At 63.4% G+C, this 19,515-nt stretch carries 22 protein-coding genes; 3 read left to right on the forward strand and 19 right to left on the reverse strand.

The features are described 5' to 3' along the window. Positions 1-88: 88 nt before the first annotated feature. Together OO306_RS17665 and OO306_RS17670 are read right to left on the reverse strand one after the other, a co-directional pair. Positions 89-1,015 (reverse strand): class I SAM-dependent methyltransferase, encoded by a 927-nt coding sequence (locus tag OO306_RS17665; RefSeq protein WP_265969478.1) that lies wholly within the window; start codon positions 1,013-1,015, stop codon positions 89-91. Positions 1,016-1,162: 147 nt separating this feature from the next. Continuing rightward, on the reverse strand, positions 1,163-2,059 hold the full coding sequence (locus OO306_RS17670) for a DMT family transporter (RefSeq protein WP_265969479.1): 897 nt from the start codon (positions 2,057-2,059) through the stop codon (positions 1,163-1,165). 133 nt (positions 2,060-2,192) lie between these two features. Here OO306_RS17670 and OO306_RS17675 point away from each other — a divergent pair, with 133 nt between their 5' ends. From OO306_RS17675 to OO306_RS17685, 3 genes are all read left to right on the forward strand, one after another. Beyond that, a complete protein-coding gene (locus OO306_RS17675; protein WP_027592981.1) occupies positions 2,193-2,630 on the forward strand; it encodes an Lrp/AsnC family transcriptional regulator in 438 nt (145 codons plus the stop codon). Positions 2,631-3,101: 471 nt separating this feature from the next. Further along, complete coding sequence (locus OO306_RS17680) at positions 3,102-4,634, forward strand: NCS1 family nucleobase:cation symporter-1 (RefSeq protein ID WP_265969480.1); 1,533 nt, start codon at positions 3,102-3,104, stop codon at positions 4,632-4,634. 16 nt (positions 4,635-4,650) lie between these two features. Then, complete coding sequence (locus tag OO306_RS17685; protein ID WP_027592983.1) at positions 4,651-5,379, forward strand: aspartate/glutamate racemase family protein; 729 nt, start codon at positions 4,651-4,653, stop codon at positions 5,377-5,379. 115 nt (positions 5,380-5,494) lie between these two features. On the opposite strand, the gene OO306_RS17690 is transcribed toward OO306_RS17685, so the two are convergent. The 17 genes from OO306_RS17690 to ccmA form a co-directional block, all read right to left on the reverse strand. After that, positions 5,495-6,688: a D-amino acid dehydrogenase gene (locus OO306_RS17690; RefSeq protein ID WP_265969481.1), complete on the reverse strand. Its 1,194-nt coding sequence runs from the start codon at positions 6,686-6,688 to the stop codon at positions 5,495-5,497. A 45-nt stretch (positions 6,689-6,733) separates the two neighbouring features. Next, positions 6,734-7,396, reverse strand: a complete 663-nt coding sequence (locus OO306_RS17695; protein ID WP_027592985.1) for a hypothetical protein — start codon at positions 7,394-7,396, stop codon at positions 6,734-6,736. A 236-nt stretch (positions 7,397-7,632) separates the two neighbouring features. Then, a complete protein-coding gene (locus OO306_RS17700; protein WP_099428663.1) occupies positions 7,633-8,139 on the reverse strand; it encodes a hypothetical protein in 507 nt (168 codons plus the stop codon). A gap of 309 nt (positions 8,140-8,448) precedes the next feature. Continuing rightward, positions 8,449-8,787, reverse strand: coding sequence for an FKBP-type peptidyl-prolyl cis-trans isomerase (locus OO306_RS17705; protein WP_265969482.1), 339 nt, complete (start codon positions 8,785-8,787; stop codon positions 8,449-8,451). Positions 8,788-8,828: 41 nt separating this feature from the next. Beyond that, positions 8,829-9,770, reverse strand: coding sequence for a DMT family transporter (locus OO306_RS17710; protein ID WP_265969483.1), 942 nt, complete (start codon positions 9,768-9,770; stop codon positions 8,829-8,831). 387 nt (positions 9,771-10,157) lie between these two features. Beyond that, on the reverse strand, positions 10,158-10,946 hold the full coding sequence (locus OO306_RS17715) for a PhzF family phenazine biosynthesis protein (protein WP_265969484.1): 789 nt from the start codon (positions 10,944-10,946) through the stop codon (positions 10,158-10,160). Positions 10,947-10,997: 51 nt separating this feature from the next. Then, positions 10,998-11,936, reverse strand: a complete 939-nt coding sequence (locus OO306_RS17720; protein WP_265969485.1) for a 2-hydroxyacid dehydrogenase — start codon at positions 11,934-11,936, stop codon at positions 10,998-11,000. Positions 11,937-12,032: 96 nt separating this feature from the next. Next, positions 12,033-12,452: a hypothetical protein gene (locus tag OO306_RS17725; RefSeq protein ID WP_027592990.1), complete on the reverse strand. Its 420-nt coding sequence runs from the start codon at positions 12,450-12,452 to the stop codon at positions 12,033-12,035. Positions 12,453-12,464: 12 nt separating this feature from the next. Further along, positions 12,465-13,655 (reverse strand): c-type cytochrome biogenesis protein CcmI, encoded by a 1,191-nt coding sequence (ccmI, locus tag OO306_RS17730; protein WP_085272511.1) that lies wholly within the window; start codon positions 13,653-13,655, stop codon positions 12,465-12,467. Further along, on the reverse strand, positions 13,648-14,136 hold the full coding sequence (locus OO306_RS17735) for a cytochrome c-type biogenesis protein (protein ID WP_265969486.1): 489 nt from the start codon (positions 14,134-14,136) through the stop codon (positions 13,648-13,650). The genes ccmI and OO306_RS17735 overlap by 8 nt, the downstream gene beginning before the upstream one ends. Then, positions 14,133-14,669, reverse strand: coding sequence for a DsbE family thiol:disulfide interchange protein (locus OO306_RS17740; RefSeq protein WP_027592993.1), 537 nt, complete (start codon positions 14,667-14,669; stop codon positions 14,133-14,135). Before OO306_RS17740 ends, OO306_RS17735 begins: the two co-directional genes overlap by 4 nt. Then, positions 14,666-16,639 carry a heme lyase CcmF/NrfE family subunit gene (locus tag OO306_RS17745; RefSeq protein ID WP_172960407.1) on the reverse strand — a complete coding sequence of 658 codons (1,974 nt, stop codon included), beginning with the start codon at positions 16,637-16,639 and terminating at the stop codon, positions 14,666-14,668. The genes OO306_RS17740 and OO306_RS17745 overlap by 4 nt, the downstream gene beginning before the upstream one ends. 11 nt (positions 16,640-16,650) lie before the next feature. Beyond that, positions 16,651-17,106 carry a cytochrome c maturation protein CcmE gene (gene ccmE, locus OO306_RS17750; protein WP_099428657.1) on the reverse strand — a complete coding sequence of 152 codons (456 nt, stop codon included), beginning with the start codon at positions 17,104-17,106 and terminating at the stop codon, positions 16,651-16,653. Then, positions 17,103-17,279 (reverse strand): heme exporter protein CcmD, encoded by a 177-nt coding sequence (gene ccmD / locus OO306_RS17755; RefSeq protein WP_099428656.1) that lies wholly within the window; start codon positions 17,277-17,279, stop codon positions 17,103-17,105. Before ccmD ends, ccmE begins: the two co-directional genes overlap by 4 nt. Then, a complete protein-coding gene (locus tag OO306_RS17760; protein ID WP_027592997.1) occupies positions 17,276-18,043 on the reverse strand; it encodes a heme ABC transporter permease in 768 nt (255 codons plus the stop codon). Before OO306_RS17760 ends, ccmD begins: the two co-directional genes overlap by 4 nt. A 46-nt stretch (positions 18,044-18,089) precedes the next feature. Next, positions 18,090-18,758: a heme exporter protein CcmB gene (gene ccmB / locus OO306_RS17765; protein ID WP_027592998.1), complete on the reverse strand. Its 669-nt coding sequence runs from the start codon at positions 18,756-18,758 to the stop codon at positions 18,090-18,092. Then, a complete protein-coding gene (gene ccmA, locus OO306_RS17770; RefSeq protein WP_265969487.1) occupies positions 18,755-19,387 on the reverse strand; it encodes a cytochrome c biogenesis heme-transporting ATPase CcmA in 633 nt (210 codons plus the stop codon). Before ccmA ends, ccmB begins: the two co-directional genes overlap by 4 nt. Positions 19,388-19,515 lie beyond the last annotated feature (128 nt).

Below are 19,515 nucleotides of genomic sequence, written 5' to 3' on the forward strand. Positions count from 1 at the left end.
CCCGCTCCCACAGCGCTCTACTGCGCTCGAATGTTGAGCTGATCCTGTGGGAGCGGGCTTGCCCGCGAAGGGGCCAGCAAAGCAAGCCTCAACCCTGCCGGAATACCAAGGCTTTAAGGCCCCCAGCCGGATCCGCATCAGGAAACTCCGGCGGGTTCTCCAGCCGCTCGACAAAAGCCAACGCCGGCGCCTGCTCGGCCATGCCTTCGATCAAAAACGCTGGCCCGATCGCCGGGTCGTTCACACAGGCCAGCACGGTCCCGCCCTCACTCAGCAGCTCCGGCAACCGCCGCAGAATCTTCGCGTAATCCTGGGTCAGCACAAAGCTGCCCTTCTGGAAGGTGGGCGGGTCGATGATGATCAAGTCATAGGGCCCGTACTTACGCACCTTGCCCCAGGACTTGAACAGCTCATGCCCCAGGTACGCCACCCGTGACGCATCGTGGCCATTGAGCCGGTGGTTGTCTCGCCCGCGGGACAACGCCGACTTGGCCATGTCCAGGTTCACTACCTGCTCCGCCCCACCCGCAATGGCCGCTACCGAGAAACCGCAGGTATAGGCAAACAGGTTGAGCACCCGCTTGCCTGCTGCCTGTTCGCGTACCCAGCGTCGGCCATAGCGCATGTCCAGGAACAGGCCATTGTTCTGCCGTACGCCCAGGTCCAGCAGGTAGGTCAGGCCGTCCTCGACGACCTCCCGCTGCTGGCACGGCTCGCCCCACAGCCATTGGCCGGGGCTGTCCGGCAGGTAGCGATGCTGGATGAGGATGGCCTGGCCATGCCATTGCGGGCGCTGGGCGAGGTCACTCAGCATGGCCTCCAGCTCCGCCAGTTGGCCTTCAGGCGGCTCACGGAACAGCGCCACCGACAGCACACCTTGCAGCCAGTCCACCGTCACCTGCTCAAGGCCCGGCCAGCAGCGGCCACGGCCGTGGAACAGGCGACGGGTTTCCTGTGGGGCGGGGTCGAGGGCGGCGAGCAGGTGTTGCTCAAGGGTCTGGATCGGCGAGGTCATGGCGGGTCGCAAGCTGGAAAAAGCGGCATTCTACCCTTGCGGGCCTCTTCGCGGGTAAACCCGCTCCCACAGGTATCGTGCTGTCCTTCGAAGCGGTGCAGTACTGGTGGGAGCGGGTTTACCCGCGAAGAGGCCCGCAAGGTCACCTCAATGTTTGGCTGCAACCCGCGCAGAACTAAACCACCATCCCTGCTGCATCCCCGCCGCTGCCAGCAGAATCAGTGCCACGCCCAGCCATTGCAACGGTGCCAGCCGGTGCCCAAAGGCCACCCAGTCGACAAGAATTGCCGCAATCGGGTAAACGAACGACAGCGCGCCAGTCAGTGCGGTAGGCAAGCGCTGGATAGCGCTGTACAGCAACACATACATCACCCCGGTATGAACGATGCCGAGGGTCACCAGGCTGGCCAGCGCCGAAGTCTCACCCGGCAACCCACTCAGCTTGACCCACGGCGCCAGCAGCAGCACGCCGGTGGCAACCTGGATCAATGCAATCAGGTGCGGTGGCGTACCTTTAAGGCGCTTGATGATCAACGCAGCGATTGCATACAAAAACGCCGCGCCCAGCGCCAGGCCAATGCCCAGCAGGTAATCCTCGCCACTGCCCTGCCCCACGCCGTGGGCGCTGACGATAGCCAGCATGCCCAGGAAGGCAACGCTCAACCAGGTGACCTTGGGCAAGGTGATCTTCTCGCCCAGAAACACAGCCGCCAGGCCCACCAGCATGAACGGTTGGACGTTGTAAACGGCGGTGCCGATGGCGATCGAAGCGCGTGAATAAGAGGCGAACAGCAACACCCAATTGCCGACGATGGCCACACCGCTGGCAATCGCCAGCACAAACGCCGTGCGGCCGATCACACCCGGCTTGAGAAAGCCCAAGGCCGCGCAGATCACCAGCAACGTGCCGGTACCGAACACGCACCGCCAGAACACCACGTCGAGTACTGGCTGGCCCGACACCAGCACGAACCAGCCGATGGTCCCGGAAATCAGCATGGCAGCGACCATTTCCAGCGAGCCACGGCGCAATGAACTGTCCATCTCACACCTCCGTTGATAATGGCAACAGTATGCAAAGGGTGACGTGGGACCTTCCAGCGGATATCAAAGGCGCATCCGCCAGCTTGCCTTTACTATCAAGGCAAATCACCCGAATAGCCTGATGAGGTTACGCATGACCGATGCTATCGACCAACTGCTGATCAACGCGTTGATGGAAGACTCGCGGCGCTCACTCAAGGCCCTGGCGCAGATCAGTGGCTTGTCTGCCCCCAGCGTCAGCGAGCGCTTGCGCCGCCTGGAAGAGCGCGGTGTCTTGCGCGGTTACACCGTGGATGTCGACCCACGCAGTTTTGGTTACCAGTTGCAGGCGATCGTGCGTATCCGCCCGCTGCCGGGGCAGTTGCAGGAAGTGGAGCGGCAGATCATCGCGATCCCTGAGTTCACCGAATGCGACAAGGTGACCGGCGAGGACTGCTTCATTGCGCGTTTGCATGTGCGCTCGATGGAACAGCTCGACACCCTGCTCGACCGGATCAATGTGCTGGCCGAAACCAACACCGCGATCATCAAGAAGAGCCCGGTGAAGCGACGCCTGCCGCCGATGGGCTGAACCTGCCTCGAGGTGGTCGGCACAGGCAAAAGCTGACTATTTTTTGTACACACAAATGTCACCATAGGTGCCATTTTTGTGTGCACTTTTCTCAACCGCGCCCCAATACGTTACACCCTTCACGCCACTAATTTTGACCAACTGATCAACTAACAAAACGATAAAAAAATAAAAGCTGTTTAGTTGGTCAATTTTTATTTCCTTAATTTCATTTAGTTAGCGTTAAACAAGACGAAATCAAAACAATGGCAACTTGAACGTCGCTTTTCGGCTGGCATGGAACTCGCTTTTGTGTGTTCGTGTTTTGTATACAAGTTAGGCAAAACATAAATACACAAGAACCCGCGACGCCGCCCTACCCGTCGGCCGCCGCGCCCAGAACCCAGTGATGCCAACGCTGCACCGACGAGATGGCGAGCCCGTGCGCATTGCCCGCTCATCGCAGTCCACGTGCATCAGGAGCCTGCCGGAATGCGTACAAGCCTCGACCTTGCCCCTGAACTTTCCGTCGCCAGCAGCAACCCCATCTCCACACTTGCCGGCCCTGCGCCAGCACTTGAACTGAGCCCACGCCTGCACAACCGCGACCTCGCCCCGACACGGGCCGAAGGTCGGCGCTGGGGCGGTTACAGCATCTTTGCGTTATGGACCAACGATGTGCACAACATCGCCAACTACTCGTTCGCCATGGGGCTGTTCGCCCTCGGGCTGGGCGGCTGGCAGATACTGGTGTCGCTGGCCATTGGTGCGGCGCTGGTGTACTTCTTCATGAACCTGTCGGGTTACATGGGGCAAAAGACCGGTGTACCGTTTCCGGTCATCAGCCGCATTGCCTTCGGTATCCATGGTGCGCAAATACCGGCGTTGATCCGCGCGGTCATTGCCATTGCCTGGTTCGGCATCCAAACCTACCTGGCCTCGGTGGTGCTGCGCGTGCTGCTGACTGCCGTGTGGCCGCAACTGGCCGTCCACGACCAGGACAGCATCCTTGGCCTGTCGAGCCTGGGCTGGGTCTGCTTCGTGGCGATCTGGTTGGTGCAGTTGGTGATCCTCGCCTACGGCATGGAGATGGTGCGCCGCTACGAGGCCTTCGCCGGCCCGGTGATCCTGCTCACCGTCGCCAGCCTGGCGGTGTTCATGTACTTCAAGGCCGACGCGCGTATCGCCTGGTCGGTGGCGGCGCCGCTGACCGGTTACGAGATGTGGCGCAACATCTTCGCGGGCGGTGCCCTGTGGTTGGCGATCTACGGCACCCTGGTGCTCAACTTCTGCGACTTCGCCCGCTCTTCGCCCTGCCGCAAGACCATCCGCGTCGGTAACTTCTGGGGCTTGCCGGTGAATATCCTGGTGTTCGCGATGATCACCGTGGTGCTGTGCGGCGCGCAGTTCCAGATCAACGGCCAGATCATCGACAGCCCGACGCAGATCGTCGCCAGCATCCCCAACACCCTCTTCCTGGTCCTGGGTTGCCTGGCCTTCCTGATCGTCACGGTGGCCGTGAATATCATGGCCAACTTCGTCGCCCCAGCCTTCGTGCTCAGCAACCTGGCGCCACGCCACCTGAACTTCCGTCGCGCGGGGCTGATCAGCGCCACCCTCGCCGTGTTGATCCTGCCCTGGAACCTGTACAACAGCCCGCTGGTGATCGTGTACTTCCTGTCGGGCCTGGGCGCCCTGCTCGGCCCGCTGTACGGGGTGATCATGGCCGACTACTGGTTGCTGCGCAAAGGCTGCATCAACGTGCCGCAGCTGTACAGTGAAGACCCGGCCGGCGCCTATCACTACACCAAGGGCATCAACCTGCGCGCCGTGGCCGCCTTCGTGCCGGCCGCACTGCTGGCCATCGTGCTCGCCCTGGTACCCAACTTCCATAGCGTGGCGCCGTTCTCCTGGCTGATCGGTGCCGGCATCGCCGCGGCCCTTTACCTGCTGATCGCGCCACGCAACCGCCACTACCTGGATGTCAGCGGTGAGTGCATCGCCGTTGACCACAGCAGCCACTGATCAGGGAGAACTGTCCATGCGTATTCTGATTGCCAACGTCAACACCACCGAAGCCATCACCGAGGCCATCGCCGAGCAGGCGCGCGCCGTTGCCGCGCCAGGTACCGAAATCATCGGCCTGACCCCGTGGTTTGGCGCCGAGTCGGTGGAAGGCAACTTTGAAAGCTACCTGGCGGCCATCGCGGTGATGGACCGGGTGCTGGCCTATGATGGCCCCTACGATGCAGTGATTCAGGCCGGCTACGGCGAGCACGGCCGCGAAGGCCTGCAAGAGCTGTTGAACGTCCCCGTGGTGGACATCACTGATGCCGCCGCCAGCACGGCCATGTACCTGGGCCATGCCTACTCGGTGGTGACCACCCTGGACCGCACCGTGCCCTTGATCGAAGACCGCTTGCGGCTTTCCGGCCTGTACGACCGCTGCGCGTCGGTGCGCGCCAGTGGCCTGGCCGTGCTCGAGCTGGAAGCCGACCCGCAGCGTGCCGTGGAAGCTATCGTCGAGCAGGCCGAGCGCGCAGTGCGCGACGACAAGGCCGAGGTGATCTGCCTGGGTTGTGGTGGCATGGCGGGGCTGGATGAGCAGATCCGTCAACGTACCGGCGTGCCGGTGGTGGACGGTGTAAGTGCGGCGGTGACCATTGCCGAGTCGCTGGTGCGGATGGGGTTGAGTACGTCCAAAGTGCGGACCTATGCCACGCCGAGGGTGAAGAAAGTGGTGGGCTGGCCGATGCGCTTCGGGCGTTAACGCTACTTCGTTCTTACCGACCTCTTCGCGGCTAAAGCCGCACAGGCTCAGCGCTGCTTTCGGGCACTGCGCGGTCCCTGTGGGAGCGGGTTCACCCGCGAAGAGGCCGGCACATTCAGCGCAATATCCTGGCCAACCGCTCCCCACTGCCACAGGCCAACGTAAAACCCAGTGCCCCATGCCCCACGTTCAGCCAAAGGTTCCGATACGCCGTCGCCCCAATGATCGGCACCCCGGTAGGCGTCGCTGGCCGCATCCCCGCCCATTCCACCGCCTGCCCGTAGTCGGCGGCATTGGGCAGCGTATCCAGCGCCAGCCGGCGCATGCTGTCGAGTCGGCGCGCATCCACCGATTCATCGTAACCGACGATATCCACCATCGCCGCCACCCGCAGTTGGCGGTCCAGGCGCGCATAGACGATCTTGCGTTCATAGTCGGTAACACTGACCTCAGGTGCTCGATGTTCCAGGGCAATCGGCGCAGTCAGGCTGTAGCCCTTCAGCGGATAGAGCGGCAACTTCAACCCCGGTAGCGCCAACCCCGCACTGCGATGACCCGCACACAGCACCAGGCGCTGCACATCCACCTGCTCGCTGCCCAATTGCAACGCAACCACCCGATCGTGATGTGTGACCAGTTGAGTCACTGGCTTACCGAGCAAAAACTGGCACTGCCCGGATGCACGCAAGCGCTCGGCCAGGCGTACACAGAAGCGGTGACAGTCGGCGACTTCCTCATCAGGTGTGAGCACGCCCCCCACGAACGGCGCCCCGGCCAAGGCCGGCTCCAGGGCCTTGAGCTCGGTGGCATCGAGCACGCGTTGGCTGATTGGATCGAGCAGGCGCCTGCGCCCTTGGGCGAACGCCCGCTCACTGCGAAAGGCGACCAGCTTGCCGTTACGCCGCCAGGCAAAATCCGTCAGCCCATCCTCCTCGCGCCAGCGCGCCAGGGCGGCTTGGCTTTCCAGCGCCAACGCCAGCAGTTGTGCGCCATTGCGAGCATTGACACGGCTGCGACAGGCCATCATGAACGCCAGTAACCAACGCCACTGCGCCGGGTCAAATCGCAACCGCAAACGCAGCGGCGAATCCCCCTGCAGCATCCAGCCCAGTGCCTGCCACGGCACACCGGCATCGGCCAATGGCGCCACATAGCGGTACGACAACTGCCCGCCATTGGCGAAACTGGTGGCAGACGCCAGGCTGTCCCGCGCCTCGATCAGTGCTACCGACAACCCTTCGCGCACCAGCGCATAGGCCGTCGCCAAGCCAATGACACCCCCTCCAATGACCGTCACCTCGTGCTTCATGCATGGCCCCTGTTTCGGCTTCCTTGCCCAAACAGTAGCAGCGCATCAGCTCGGACAGCTATGGGCACCGTCATTGAGGCCCTGCCGCACATTGCGGCTGAGCAGGCTGGCCTTGCCGTCGTGCCAGGTCAGCGTGAGCACATACAGGGTGTCGAAATCGTCGCCGTTCCAGTCCTCGGTGATCACCCGCTCCTCACCCAGGGCCTTGCCGGCCACGGTATTGATGAGTTCTGGCAGGTAGCCGTGGGACCAGGCGGTGTAGACCGTCGCGTTGCGGTATTTGTCGCTCAGCAACTCTTCGGCCAGCGCGTCGGTGTCGTTGGCACCGTAGTCGATGTTCACCGGCAGGCCCAGGCGGATGGCGCTGGGGGTGATGGTCATCAGCGGGCGGATATAGCTGTAGCTCTCGTCCTTGCTGCCTTCCTCGACATGCCGCGACGGGTTGGCAGCAAACACGTAGTCGGCATTGCCAAAACGCTCTGGCAGCAACGTGGCCAGGTCCAATGCCCGGTTGAGGCCTTGGCAGTTCAGTTGCCCGAGCCCCTCGCCCGGTTTCTCGGCGTGGCGCAGGAAGACCAGGGTCTGGGTGCCATCGACCGGCTGCGCACGGCTTTCGACAGCATCCAACGCCAGCGGTATGGCCACGGCCGTGAGCGCGAGGCTCAACAGCAAGTGGCGACGACGGCGGAGAAAGGTTGGCAACTTCATCAAGGCAGGCTCTTGTGGCAGAGAAAATCGGGTTGACCCGCCACGTTGCCCTGCGTCGCAGCCGCAGGGCGTCCTTGTAGTGAGTGCCATCCCTGGCAACGAGTGAGGGTCAGAGTGCCGTCAACCCGTTTGGTTCCTCCCTGAGCGTGATTGCCGTTCCCTAGGCAAGGCCAACGTTAGAGGATGTGTGTTGCTGAATTATGTCCTGATCAGGCCAATACGCGCGCAAGCAGCGGCTAAGGTAGATTGCCTGCGTTGATCGCAGAGGTTGGAACGATAATGGTTACACCAAACACCTGCTCGATTACCTGCCTAGGGCCTTGATTCAGGCTCCAGGTAAAGAAAACAAGAAAACCGAGCAAAAAAACGAAGAGGACCGACCCCACGAGACTCTGCGCCACCCCCAGCCAAAACCCTGGTTTGGTATTTCTGATTTCGCTGCTGGCTTTGTCGGAATAATACTGCTCGAGCTCTACAGCCTGCGCGGCTATCGAAGCATCAAGAAACCCCTGAGCAAGCTGGCTGGCCTGGTTGCGATAGCTTTCAAGCTGGGTGGGGCTATTGCTGACATCGTGGAAAGGCGCCAGGTCTTCGTCTTTGGGTTCCCTGTCATGCTTGACCTTGAAGGCCTGGATGAATTCGATCTTCTGCCTCTTGTACAACGAATAGGCAATGATACCCAGCGTATCTTGCTCATTCTCTACAAGGACCGAGTAGATGTGGTTGTAACAGCCATCGGCCATCTGGCTGTTACTCCTTGCGCAACCGTGAATACGCCGCGTTGAATGCTGCTTTCAATTCCGAGCGAGATTTTTGGGTACAGGTGAGGACGCCTGCCAATTCGCGCGGTAGCGAAATCTCCATTCGGGCGCCGGACGCCACCAACAAGGCATTTGCCTCTCGCACCACTCGCGAGGAAAAATGCGATTTCATAGCCATGCCCTCTTCACTCAAGTCATGTTGAAGAGTAACCATCCTTGAATGACTGCTCAATCAGACGGGGGCCGACAAGGCGTGTAATCCTTTTCCTATCTGGCGTAGGACTGGATTATTCAATCATCCCGCGTCAGCACTTCCAGCAGCTCAATCTCAAACGTCAAATTCGAATTTGGCGGTATCGCCCCCACACTGCGCTCGCCGTAACCCAGGTGCGCCGGCACCTGCAGTTTGCGTTTGCCGCCGACGCGCATGCCCATCAAGCCTTGGTCCCACCCTTTAATCACGCGCCCCGTGCCGATCACGCACTGGAAGGGTTTGCCGCGCGACCAGGATGAATCGAACGTGCTGCCGTCGGCCAGCCAGCCGGTGTACTGGGTGGTGATCAGGGCGCCTTTGACGGCGGCTTTACCGTCGCCTTCGACGAGGTCGATGATCTGCAGTTCGCTGCTCATGGGCATGCTCCAACGCTGAAAAAATCAAAGCCGCCCTTTTCTCAGGTATGCACCGGTTTGGCAAGTTCTCGCGGCGTTCCGTGCTGGCGCATGGACCACAGCACGCCGCCAATCACCAGAACGATCGCTGCCGCCTCTAGCACGCTCGGCCCGGTCTGCCGCCAAAGGAAAGCATAAAGGAGGGCGAACAAGGTCTCGAAGACGATCAGTTGGCCGCTCAGGGTGAGTGGCAGACGCTTGGAGGCAGCGTTCCACAGCGCCATGGCCAACCACGAACCCAGCACCGCGCAGCCCAGGCTGGCCGCCCAGAACAACCACCAGCGCGCCATCGGCGCGTCCACCTGCAACTGTTGCGGCTGCCACAGGGCCAGGGCTGCAACCATCACCAGGCTGGCCAGCCCGGTCATCACCCCGCACAGCACCGACCACTGATGGCTGTCGAAATGCCCGCATTGTTTGAGGTAACGGCTGTTCTGTACCGCGTACCAGGTCCAGCAGGCCAGAGCGGCCAAAGCGTAGAACAGGCCCAGGAGCTTGTCACCGATGTCGCCGGGGGCGAAGGCGAACGTCTGCAGGTTGATGCACAGCATGCCCCCCAGAATCAGCGCCAATGGGCCGATCAGCCGCGCCAGCGGTACCGCGCCACTGTCGTTGCGACCGTACAGGGTGATGGTCAGCGGCAGAACGCCGACAATCAGCGAAGCCGGCGCCACGCCCAGACGCTGGATGGCGGCCACCAGGAAAACGAAATAGACCAGGTTGCCGATGACGGCCAGGCGTAACAGCATCCACGCGTCGTGCAGGGTCAGCTGACGCAGCTGGCGGGCCATGGGCAGTGCCAGCAGCAGCGAGATGACCCCGACCATGACATAGCGCACGCTGCTCAGCAGCATCGGGTTGAACTCAGGCAGCAGCTCAGGGACCATCAACACCATGCCCCACAACGCACCGGCCATGCCGGCGTACATCACACCGCGTCTCACGTCTGCGATCCTCGTTTGAATTGGGCGCAGGCTACTGGTTGTGCGGGGGGGAGGCAATGATTTGGGGGATGCGGGTGGGGTTGCGGGGGCATGTCTTGGGGTTTGCAGCGCCTGGGAGATCGAGCGCCGCCCGCGCGGCGCTTCGCAGCACAAGGCTGCTCATTTGTTTCGGGCCAATTAGTCCTGGGGCATTGGCGCGCGGCCCCTTGGCGCACACCATGATATCGCGTCGGACCAACAAGGCGGTCGCGCGCCGCCCCCACAGGCGTGACTGGCCCGAAACAGATGTGGGAGCAGCCTTGTGCTGCGAAGCGCCGCGCGGGCGGCGCTCGATCTCCCAGGCGCTGCAAACCCCAAGGCATGCACCTCAGGCACCAAAAACATCCCTCAGATAAACACCTGCCCCCGCAGATACAACGCCGCCCGCCCGCTAATGATCACCCGCCCATTGCCCGGCACCTCGCACAGCAGCTGCCCCTTGCGCACCCCACCCTGCTCGCAACTCAGCACATTCTTGCCCAGCCGCTCGGCCCACAACGGCGCCAGCGAGGTGTGCGCCGAGCCCGTTACCGGGTCCTCGTTCACGCCCACCCGCGGGCCGAACCAGCGGGTGACAACATCAAACCCACGCCCCGCCGCAGTCACGGCGACCCCGCGCACATCAAAGGCCGACAGGGCGACAAAATCGGGTTTCAACGGGTCCAGCAACGACGCGTCATCGATCACCACCACCAAGTCATCGCTGCGGTACACCGCACGCGCACTGCTCAGGCCCAGCGCCTCCAACAGGCCCGCTGGGGCCTGCACCGCTTCCGGCTGCTTGGCCGGGAAATCCATCGCCAACAGCCCGTCGGCGCCACGGCTGACGCGCAACTCGCCGCTGCGGGTATTGAACCGCAACACGGGCGCCTGCACACCCAACTGCTCGAACAACACATAAGCCGAGGCCAAGGTGGCATGGCCGCACAGGTCGACCTCGACCGTCGGGGTGAACCAACGCAGGTCGTATGCCTCACCGTTACGCACGAAATAGGCGGTTTCGGACAGGTTGTTCTCTTCGGCGATGCGTTGCAGCACATCGTCCGGCAGCCAGCTGTCCAGCGGGATGACTGCCGCCGGGTTGCCACCGAAAGGCTCAGCGGAAAACGCATCGACCTGGAAGATCTCGAGTTGCATGCACACACTCCTTGTTGGCCCGGACGCTGCCAGGCTCATGGGTGAAAAGAGTCAGTTTCGTACCGGGGTCAGCACCGGTTCACCGGCAAAGAACGCCTGCAGATTGCGCACCACCAACGTCACTGTGTCGCGCGCGGCCTCCGGCGACTGGCCCGCCACATGGGGCGTCAGCACCGTATTGCCGAGCGCCTTGAGGGCATCGGGCACTGCCGGCTCGTCGTCGAACACGTCCAGGGCGGCACCGGCAAGCTGGCAGCCCGCCAGCGCTGCCACCAGGGCCTGGGTGTCCACCACGCTGGCACGGGCGATGTTGACCAAGTAGCCCTCGGCGCCGAGGGCTTTGAGCACCGGTGCATCGACCAAGTGATGGGTAGCGGCGCCGCCTGGCATGGCCACGACCAGAATGTCGACGGCATCGGCCAGGTGCAGCGGGCTGTCGTACCAGGTGTACGGCACATCCGGGCGCGGCGTGCGGCTGTGGTAGCTGATGCTCATGTCGAAGCCGAGGTTGGCACGCTTGGCGATCGCCAGCCCCACCGCGCCCAGGCCGAGAATGCCCAGGCGCTTGCCGCTCACCGACGGGCTGATCACACGGTTCCACTCGCCACGGCGGGTACTGGCATCGGCACGGGGAATGTCGCGCAGCAGCGCCAGTACCATTGCCAGGGTATGGTCGGCGACCGCGGCGGCATTGGCCCCGGCACCGTTGGTCACCGTAATACCGCGCGCGGCGGCGGCGGCCAGGTCGACCTGCTCGTAGCCGGCACCGATCACGCAGATGATCTGCAAGTGGGGCAGCGCCTCGATTTCCGCGGCAGTCAGGCCCAATGGGCCCCGGGTGAGCACGGCATCAATTTCGCAGGCGTGGCGCTGGATGGCTTCGGTACGCAGTTGCGGCGACGGTGCGCGAATCAGCCGATAACCCGCCTGCTCCAGCAGGGGCAGGTAATCGTCGACGGTTTCCACCAACACCAGGACTGTCTTGCTCATGCCACCTCCGCGTCTGATCGAAGGGGCATTATGCGTAATCAGCGGGCGGTACAGTCAATCGATAAATCAGCAGAAAACTGTACTGTACCGGGCAACTTACTGGGCGAACGCCCGCCCAAGGCCACCGGGCACACCGCTGCTGTCGGTGTCCTGCCATGGGCCATCGGGGCTCAGTGACCAGCTCCAGCCCCCGTCGTAGCGGTAGTAGGTGCGCTGGCGGTAGAAGGTGTTGGGTTTTTTCTCTAGCACGTACACGCCCAGCTTAGGGTCCCAATGGCTGGAACCACCCGGCGGCGGTGCAAAGCTGGCGGACGTGCGGGGCATCGGCTTGGGCGTCGCTGCGGGCTTGCTCGGTTGGGTCGAAGGCTGCCCGCCCGGCAACGGCTTGACCACCGGCCCCTGGTGCGGTGGTAGCCGCTCGATCGGTGGTGCGGGCTGCTCGTAAGGTTCATGCACCGTACACGCGGACAAACCCAGGGCCAGGGTGATCAGGGTCAGGCGGACGGTGCTGTGCATGGCAATGCTCTCTTACGGGTCTGGGCTGTCGATGGTCAGGTGTTGCGTGGCCTGGGTGGCAGTGGCCAGTGGCGAACCCTGGCCGATCCACTCGCCATGAGTGGGCTGGCCGGCACGCGACACACGGGCAACGAGTTGGACTTCAGTAAAGTCCGACAGTTTCATCTGCGGCATCATCGCGTCGGCATCGGACAACTCCACCTCGATCGGCAACTGCGCCACGGTCACCCGCTTCGCTGCCACGGGCATGGGCGGGCCATTACTGGCACGGGCGAAAATGAACACCGTGTCGTCGGGCTTGACCTTGTCTTTGAGCGCCGCTGCCAGCTCCACACGCACCTTCAGCCGGGCAGCCACGGGTGTGACGGTTTGGCCAGGCTCACCGCCCAGGCGCTCGGCAGCCCGGTCGATACCGCCTTGCAAGGCGGCGCGCGAGGCATCGCCTTCAGGCAGTTGTGCCAGCAGGCGCTTCCAATAGTCGATGGCTTCCTGGTAACGCTCACCCTCGAACGCAGCAATGCCGCGCAGGCCCAGGCTGGTCACTTCGTTCGGGTCAGCCTTGAGGGCTTCATCGGTCAACGCCTGCAGTTGCGGATTCCACTGTTTATCGGCGGCAAAGTACTGCGCTTGGGCCCATTGCCCCAGCAACTCGGGCTGACGGCCCGCCAGGGCCACGGCACGTTCGAAGGTGCGTGCCGCATCGCCCGGGCGCTGTTCGGCCATGTAGGCACGCCCAAGGAAATACAGGGCTTCGGCGGAATCCGGCTGGGCCTTCACCACACGCTCAAGGCGCGTGGTCATCTCTTCCATGGTCTTGGGCGCCTGGGCAAATTCCTGGGTCAGTTCGACTTTGTCCGCCGCACCAAAGTGCAGGTACAGCCCCAACGCCATCAGCGGCACCAGCACCGCCGCCAACAGCGGCAGCGCTTTGCCCAGATGGCCTTGGCGCGCGGCCTCGCCACCTTCGGTGTCAGCCAGCAGTTCACGGGCCGCTTCGTCACGGCCCTTGGCCAATTGCACGTCATCGAGCACACCGGCGGCTTGCTGCGCAGCCAATTCGGCCACGCGCTCCTGGTACAGGGCGACGTTCAGGGCGGTGCGGTCTTCCTCTTGCTGACGGCGACGGCCACGCAGGATCGGGATCAGCAGAAAGCTGAGGGCAGCGAGCAGCAGCAGGCCCGCGCTAAGCCAGAATTCAATCATGGGTCTGTTCTTTTTCCAGCAGTTTGGCGAGACGCTCGCGTTCGTCGACGGACAACTCATGCGCACCTTGGGCCGCTGCACCGCGGCGGCGGCGAACGATCACCAGCAGCACCACGAAGCCACCGGCCAGCAGGATCCCCGGGCCGAACCACAGCAACCAGGTGCGCCCGCTGAGCGCGGGCTTGTAGCGCACGAAGTCGCCATAGCGGTCGACCATGAAGTCGACAATCTGCTCGTTGTTCTTGCCTTCGCCCAGCATGCGGAAGATTTCGCGGCGCAGGTCGGCGGCAATCGGTGCGTTGGAATCGGCGATGTCCTGGTTCTGGCACTTCGGGCAGCGCAGCTCCTTGGTCAGTTGCTGATACCGCTCACGCTCGGCGTCATCGCGGAACTGGTAGGTATCGATGGCCGCCCTGGCCACGCCTGCCACGCCCAGGCCCAGGGCCAACCCCAGTACGGCTGCTGCCAGCCCGCGCGTCATGGCTTGGCCTCATCGACCAGGCCCTGGTACAGCGGCGCCAGCTGTTCACGCCAGACGCTGGCATCGACAATGCCCACGTGCTTGTAGCGGATGATGCCCTTGGCGTCGATCAGGAAGGTTTCCGGTGCACCGTACACGCCCAGGTCCAGGCCCAGCGTGCCCTGCTCGTCGCGGATATCCAGTTGGTAAGGGTTATGGAACTCGGCCAGCCACTTCAGCGCCGCGCCATTGTCATCCTTGTAGTTGACCCCGTGGATCACCACACCCTGCTCGGCCAGCTGGTTCAGGTACGGGTGCTCGACCTTGCACGACGGGCACCAGGTCCCCCACACGTTGACCAGCGCCGGGCGGCCCAACAGGTCGGCCTGGGTCAGGTTGCGGTCGCCCTGCACCGAGGCCAGGGAAAACGCCGGGAAGGGCTTGCCGATCATCGCCGAAGGCAGTTCGTCGGGCTTGAGGAACAAGCCTTTGTAGAGGAAAACCGCCACCAGCAGAAACACCGCCAGTGGCACCACCATGATCCAACGCTTCATGCAGCTGCTCCAGACACGCCCAGGACATCACGCACCCGGGTCTTGACCTTGACGCGGTAACGCCGGTCGAGGGCCGCCAGCAACCCGCCCAGGCCGGTCAGCAGACCGCCCAGCCAGATCCAGCGGACATAAGGCTTGATATGCACACGCACCGCCCAGGCGCCGTTTTCCAACGGCTCGCCCAGGGCCACGTACAGGTCGCGGGTGAAGCCGGCGTCGATGCCGGCTTCGGTCATCATCGACTGCTGCACGGTGTACAGCCGCTTCTCGGGGTGCAGCGTGGTCACTTCGCGACCGTCGCGAGACACCACCACGGTGCCCTTGTCGGAAATGAAGTTCGGCCCCTCGAAGTGCTTGGCACCCTGGAACAGGAAGTGATAGCCGCCAAGCTCGACGCTTTCGCCCGGCGCCATGCGCAGGTCGCGCTCGGCACTGTTGTTGCTCGACAACACTACGCCCAGCGCGCACACCGCCAGGCCCAGGTGTGCCAGCTGCATGCCCCAGTAGCTGCGGGTAAGGCCGCGCATGCCTTTGGCCAGGCCCTTGTGGCGGGTCTTGTCGAGCACATCACGCAACCCACTGAGTACGACCCAGGCCGCCAGGGCAAAGGCCGTCAGTGTGGGCCAGTCGAAGTCGTCGACGATGAAGCCCGCGACCGGGGCGAGCACTGCGCTGCCGATCAGTACCGGGGTCATCATGCTTGCCAGCCATTTGCCGGGCGTGTCCTTCCAGCGCACCACCACGCCCACCCCAAGCACCACCATCAGCAGTGCCATCAGCGGCAGGAACAACGCATCGAAGTAAGGCGGGCCGACCGACAGCTTGGCCCCGGTGAGGGCATCGAGCACCAAGGGGTACAGGGTGCCCAAAAGGATCATCGAAGCCGCCACCACCAGCACCAGGTTATTGGCCAACAGCAGCGTCTCGCGCGACCACAGGGCAAAGCCGACCTGGCTCTTGACCACCGGCGCACGCAGGGCGAACAGGGTCAGCGAGCCACCCACCACGAACAGCAGGAAGATCAGGATGAACACGCCGCGTGACGGGTCAGCGGCAAAGGCATGCACCGAGGTCAGCACCCCGGAACGGACCAGGAAGGTGCCCAACAGGCTCAACGAGAAGGCTGCGATCGCCAACAGCACGGTCCAGCTCTTGAACACGCCACGCTTCTCGGTCACCGCCAGCGAGTGGATCAAGGCTGTGCCCACCAGCCAAGGCATGAACGAGGCGTTTTCCACCGGGTCCCAGAACCACCAGCCGCCCCAACCCAGCTCGTAGTAAGCCCACCACGAGCCCAGGGTGATGCCCACGCCGAGGAAGGCCCAGGCGACGATGGTCCACGGCCGCGACCAGCGTGCCCAGGCGGCATCAAGGCGCCCGCCAAGCAAGGCGGCGATGGCGAAGGCAAAGGCCACCGAGAAGCCCACGTAGCCCATGTACAGCATCGGCGGGTGGACGATCAGGCCGATGTCCTGCAGCAACGGGTTGAGGTCACGGCCATCGGTCGGCACTTGCGGCAGCAGGCGCTGGAACGGGTTGGAGGTGATGATCAAAAAGCTCAGGAAGCCCACGCTGATCATGCCCATTACCGCCAGCACACGGGCCAACATCACTTGCGGCAGCTGGCGCGAGAACACCGACACGGCGAAGGTCCAGCCGCCCAGGATCAACGCCCACAGCAGCAACGACCCCTCGTGCGCGCCCCACACGGCACTGAACTTGAAGTACCACGGCAAGGCGCTGTTGGAGTTGCTGGCGACGTAGGCGACCGAGAAGTTGTCGGTCATGAAGGCATGGGTGAGACAGGCAAAAGCAAAGGTCAGGAAGGCGAACTGCCCCCAGGCCGCCGGGCGTGCCAGGCTCATCCACAGGCTGTCGCCGCGCCAGGCGCCTAACAGCGGCACACTGGCCTGCACGGCGGCGAAGCAGATGGCCAGGATCATCGCCAACTGGCCGAGTTCGGGTATCACCAGTGCCGCGTTCATGGCTTGGCCTCCGCGCCGGCGGCGGCTTGGCCGCTTTCTTTCAGGGCCTTGGTGACCTCGGGCGGCATGTATTTTTCGTCATGCTTGGCCAGCACTTCATCGGCCACCACCACACCCTCGGCATTGAGCTTGCCCAGGGCAACGATGCCCTGCCCTTCGCGGAACAGGTCGGGGAGGATGCCGCGGTAGGTGATCGGCACCGACTTGTTGAAGTCGGTGACCACGAAGCGCACGTCGAGCGAGTCGGCCGAACGCTGCACCGAGCCTTTTTCGACCATGCCACCGGCACGGATACGGGTATCCTGCGGCGCCTCGCCGTTGGCGATCTGGGTGGGGGTGTAGAACAGGTTGATGTTCTGCTGCAAGGCGCTCAGGGCAAAGCCGACGGCAATCCCGACACCGACCAACAGGCCGACGATGAGCAACAGGCGTTTCTTGCGCTGCGGATTCACTGGTTGTTCTCCCGGCGCAAACGGCGCGCCTCTTCTTGCAGGTAGCGACGGCGGGCCAGCAGCGGCGCGGCGACATTCAGCGCCAGCACCGCCAGGCAGATGCCATAGGCCGTCCACACGTACAGGCCATGGTGGCCCATGGCGAGAAAATCGCCGAACGAGGCAAAACTCATCGTGCGGCCCTCCGCCCCAGGCTGTTCAATACTTCCTCCTTGACCCAACTGGCGCGTGCCTCGCGCTTGAGCACTTCAAGGCGCATGCGCATCAACAGCACCACGCCGAAGAAGCAGTAGAAACCCAGCGCCGTGCACAGCAGCGGCAACCACATTTCGGCAGGCATCGCCGGTTTTTCAGTCAGGGTGAACGTGGCGCCCTGGTGCAGGGTATTCCACCACTCCACCGAGTACTTGATGATCGGGATGTTGATCACACCGACAATCGCCAACACCGCACAGGCCTTGGCCGCGCTGTCACGATTACTGATTGCCTGGCCCAGCGCAATGATGCCGAAGTACAGGAACAGCAGAATCAACATCGACGTAAGGCGGGCATCCCACACCCACCAACTGCCCCAGGTCGGCTTGCCCCAGATGGCACCGGTGACCAGCGCCACGGCGGTCATCCAGGCGCCGATCGGCGCTGCGCACTGCAGGGCGACGTCGGCCAGTTTCATCTTCCACACCAGCCCCACCACCCCGGCCACCGCCAGCAGCACGTAGCAGGACTGCGCCAGCATCGCCGCCGGCACATGGATGTAGATGATGCGGAAACTGTTGCCCTGCTGGTAGTCCTGGGGCGCGAACGCCAGGCCCCAGGTGATGCCCACCAGCAGCAGCGCAAGGGAGGCAATGGCCAGCCACGGCAACATACGGCCGCTGATGGCATAGAACCATTTGGGGGAACCGAGCTTGTGGAACCACGTCCAACTCATTTTCATCAGGGTACATCCAGGGTATTAGCCAGGCTTGAGAGCCCAGGACTCGTTATTCGCCGACGCTGATCTTCAGGCCGGCCGCTATCGCAAAGGGTGCCAGTGTCACCGCCAGGGCCGTGAGGCTGGCAAGCCAGAGCAGATGGCCGGTGGCTGGCATATTTTGCAACGCCGCCTGCAACGCACCACTGCCCAGGATCAATACAGGGATATACAACGGCAGAATCAGCAATGCCAGCAGCAGACCACCGCGTTTAAGACCGACTGTCAGCGCCGCCCCCACCGCGCCCAACAGGCTCAGCACGGGCGTCCCCAGCAGCAACGAGGCGAGCAGCACCGGCAGGCAATGGCTCGGCAGCCCTAGCATCAGAGCCAGCAGTGGCGCCAACAATACCAGCGCCAGGCCGGAAAAGATCCAGTGCGCCAGAACCTTGGCCAATACCAGGAGCGCCAGCGGATGCGGCGACAGCACCCACTGCTCCAGCGAGCCATCCTCGAAATCGCTGCGGAACAGGCCGTCCAGCGACAGCAGCACGGCCAGCAAGGCCGCCACCCACACCAGGCCCGGCGACAAGGTTTGCAACAATTGGCTCTCAGGGCCGACCGCCAGCGGGAAAAGGGCCACGACGATGGCGAAGAACACCAGCGGGTTGGCCAGCTCGGCCGGGCGGCGGAACAACAGGCGCGCTTCGCGGCGCAACAACAGGATGAATACGCTCATGCCGCCCATTGCCCCAAGTTCAGTTCACGGTAGCCCGACGGTTTGCGTTCGAGGCTGTGGTGGGTGGTCAGCACCACCGTGCCGCCCTGCTCGCAATGCGCCGCCAGGTGCGCTTCGAGCTGCGCCACGCCTTGTTTGTCGAGGGCGGTGAACGGCTCGTCGAGAATCCACAAGGGGGGGCTTTCGAGGTACAAGCGGGCCAGGGCCACACGGCGCTGCTGGCCGGCGGACAAGGTATGGCAAGGCACGTCTTCGAAACCGCGCAGGCCGACCGCCGCCAGCGCCGCCCAGATTGCCTCGGCGCTGGCCGGCTGGTGCAAAGCACAGAGCCAGGTGAGGTTCTCCTCGGCGGTGAGCAGGTCCTTGATCCCCGCAGCATGGCCAATCCACAGCAGGATGCTGGCCAGGGCATGGCGCTGTTCGGCCAACGGCTGGCCACCGAGCAGAATGTGCCCGGCAGTCGGCTGCATCAACCCGGCCAGCAGGCGCAACAGGCTTGTCTTGCCGCTGCCGTTGGGGCCACTGATCTGCAGCATGTCGCCGGGCCGCAGCTCGAAATCCAGGTGCTCGAACAGCAGGCGCCAGTCGCGCTCGCAGGCCAGGCCCGCGGCTTGGAGGTGAAGGGTCACGGTTTCGCCTTATCTGTGTAGGGTTCAAGACCAGTCGCCGATCTTGAACCCAGTGTCTCAAGTCGCCCCCCTCCCTGCCGTTACAGTGGCAGTGGCGGACGGGCGGCATTATTACATGCACGGCCTCG

It is taken from the genome of Pseudomonas sp. DCB_AW, assembly GCF_026240895.1.
Lineage (GTDB): Bacteria > Pseudomonadota > Gammaproteobacteria > Pseudomonadales > Pseudomonadaceae > Aquipseudomonas > Aquipseudomonas kermanshahensis.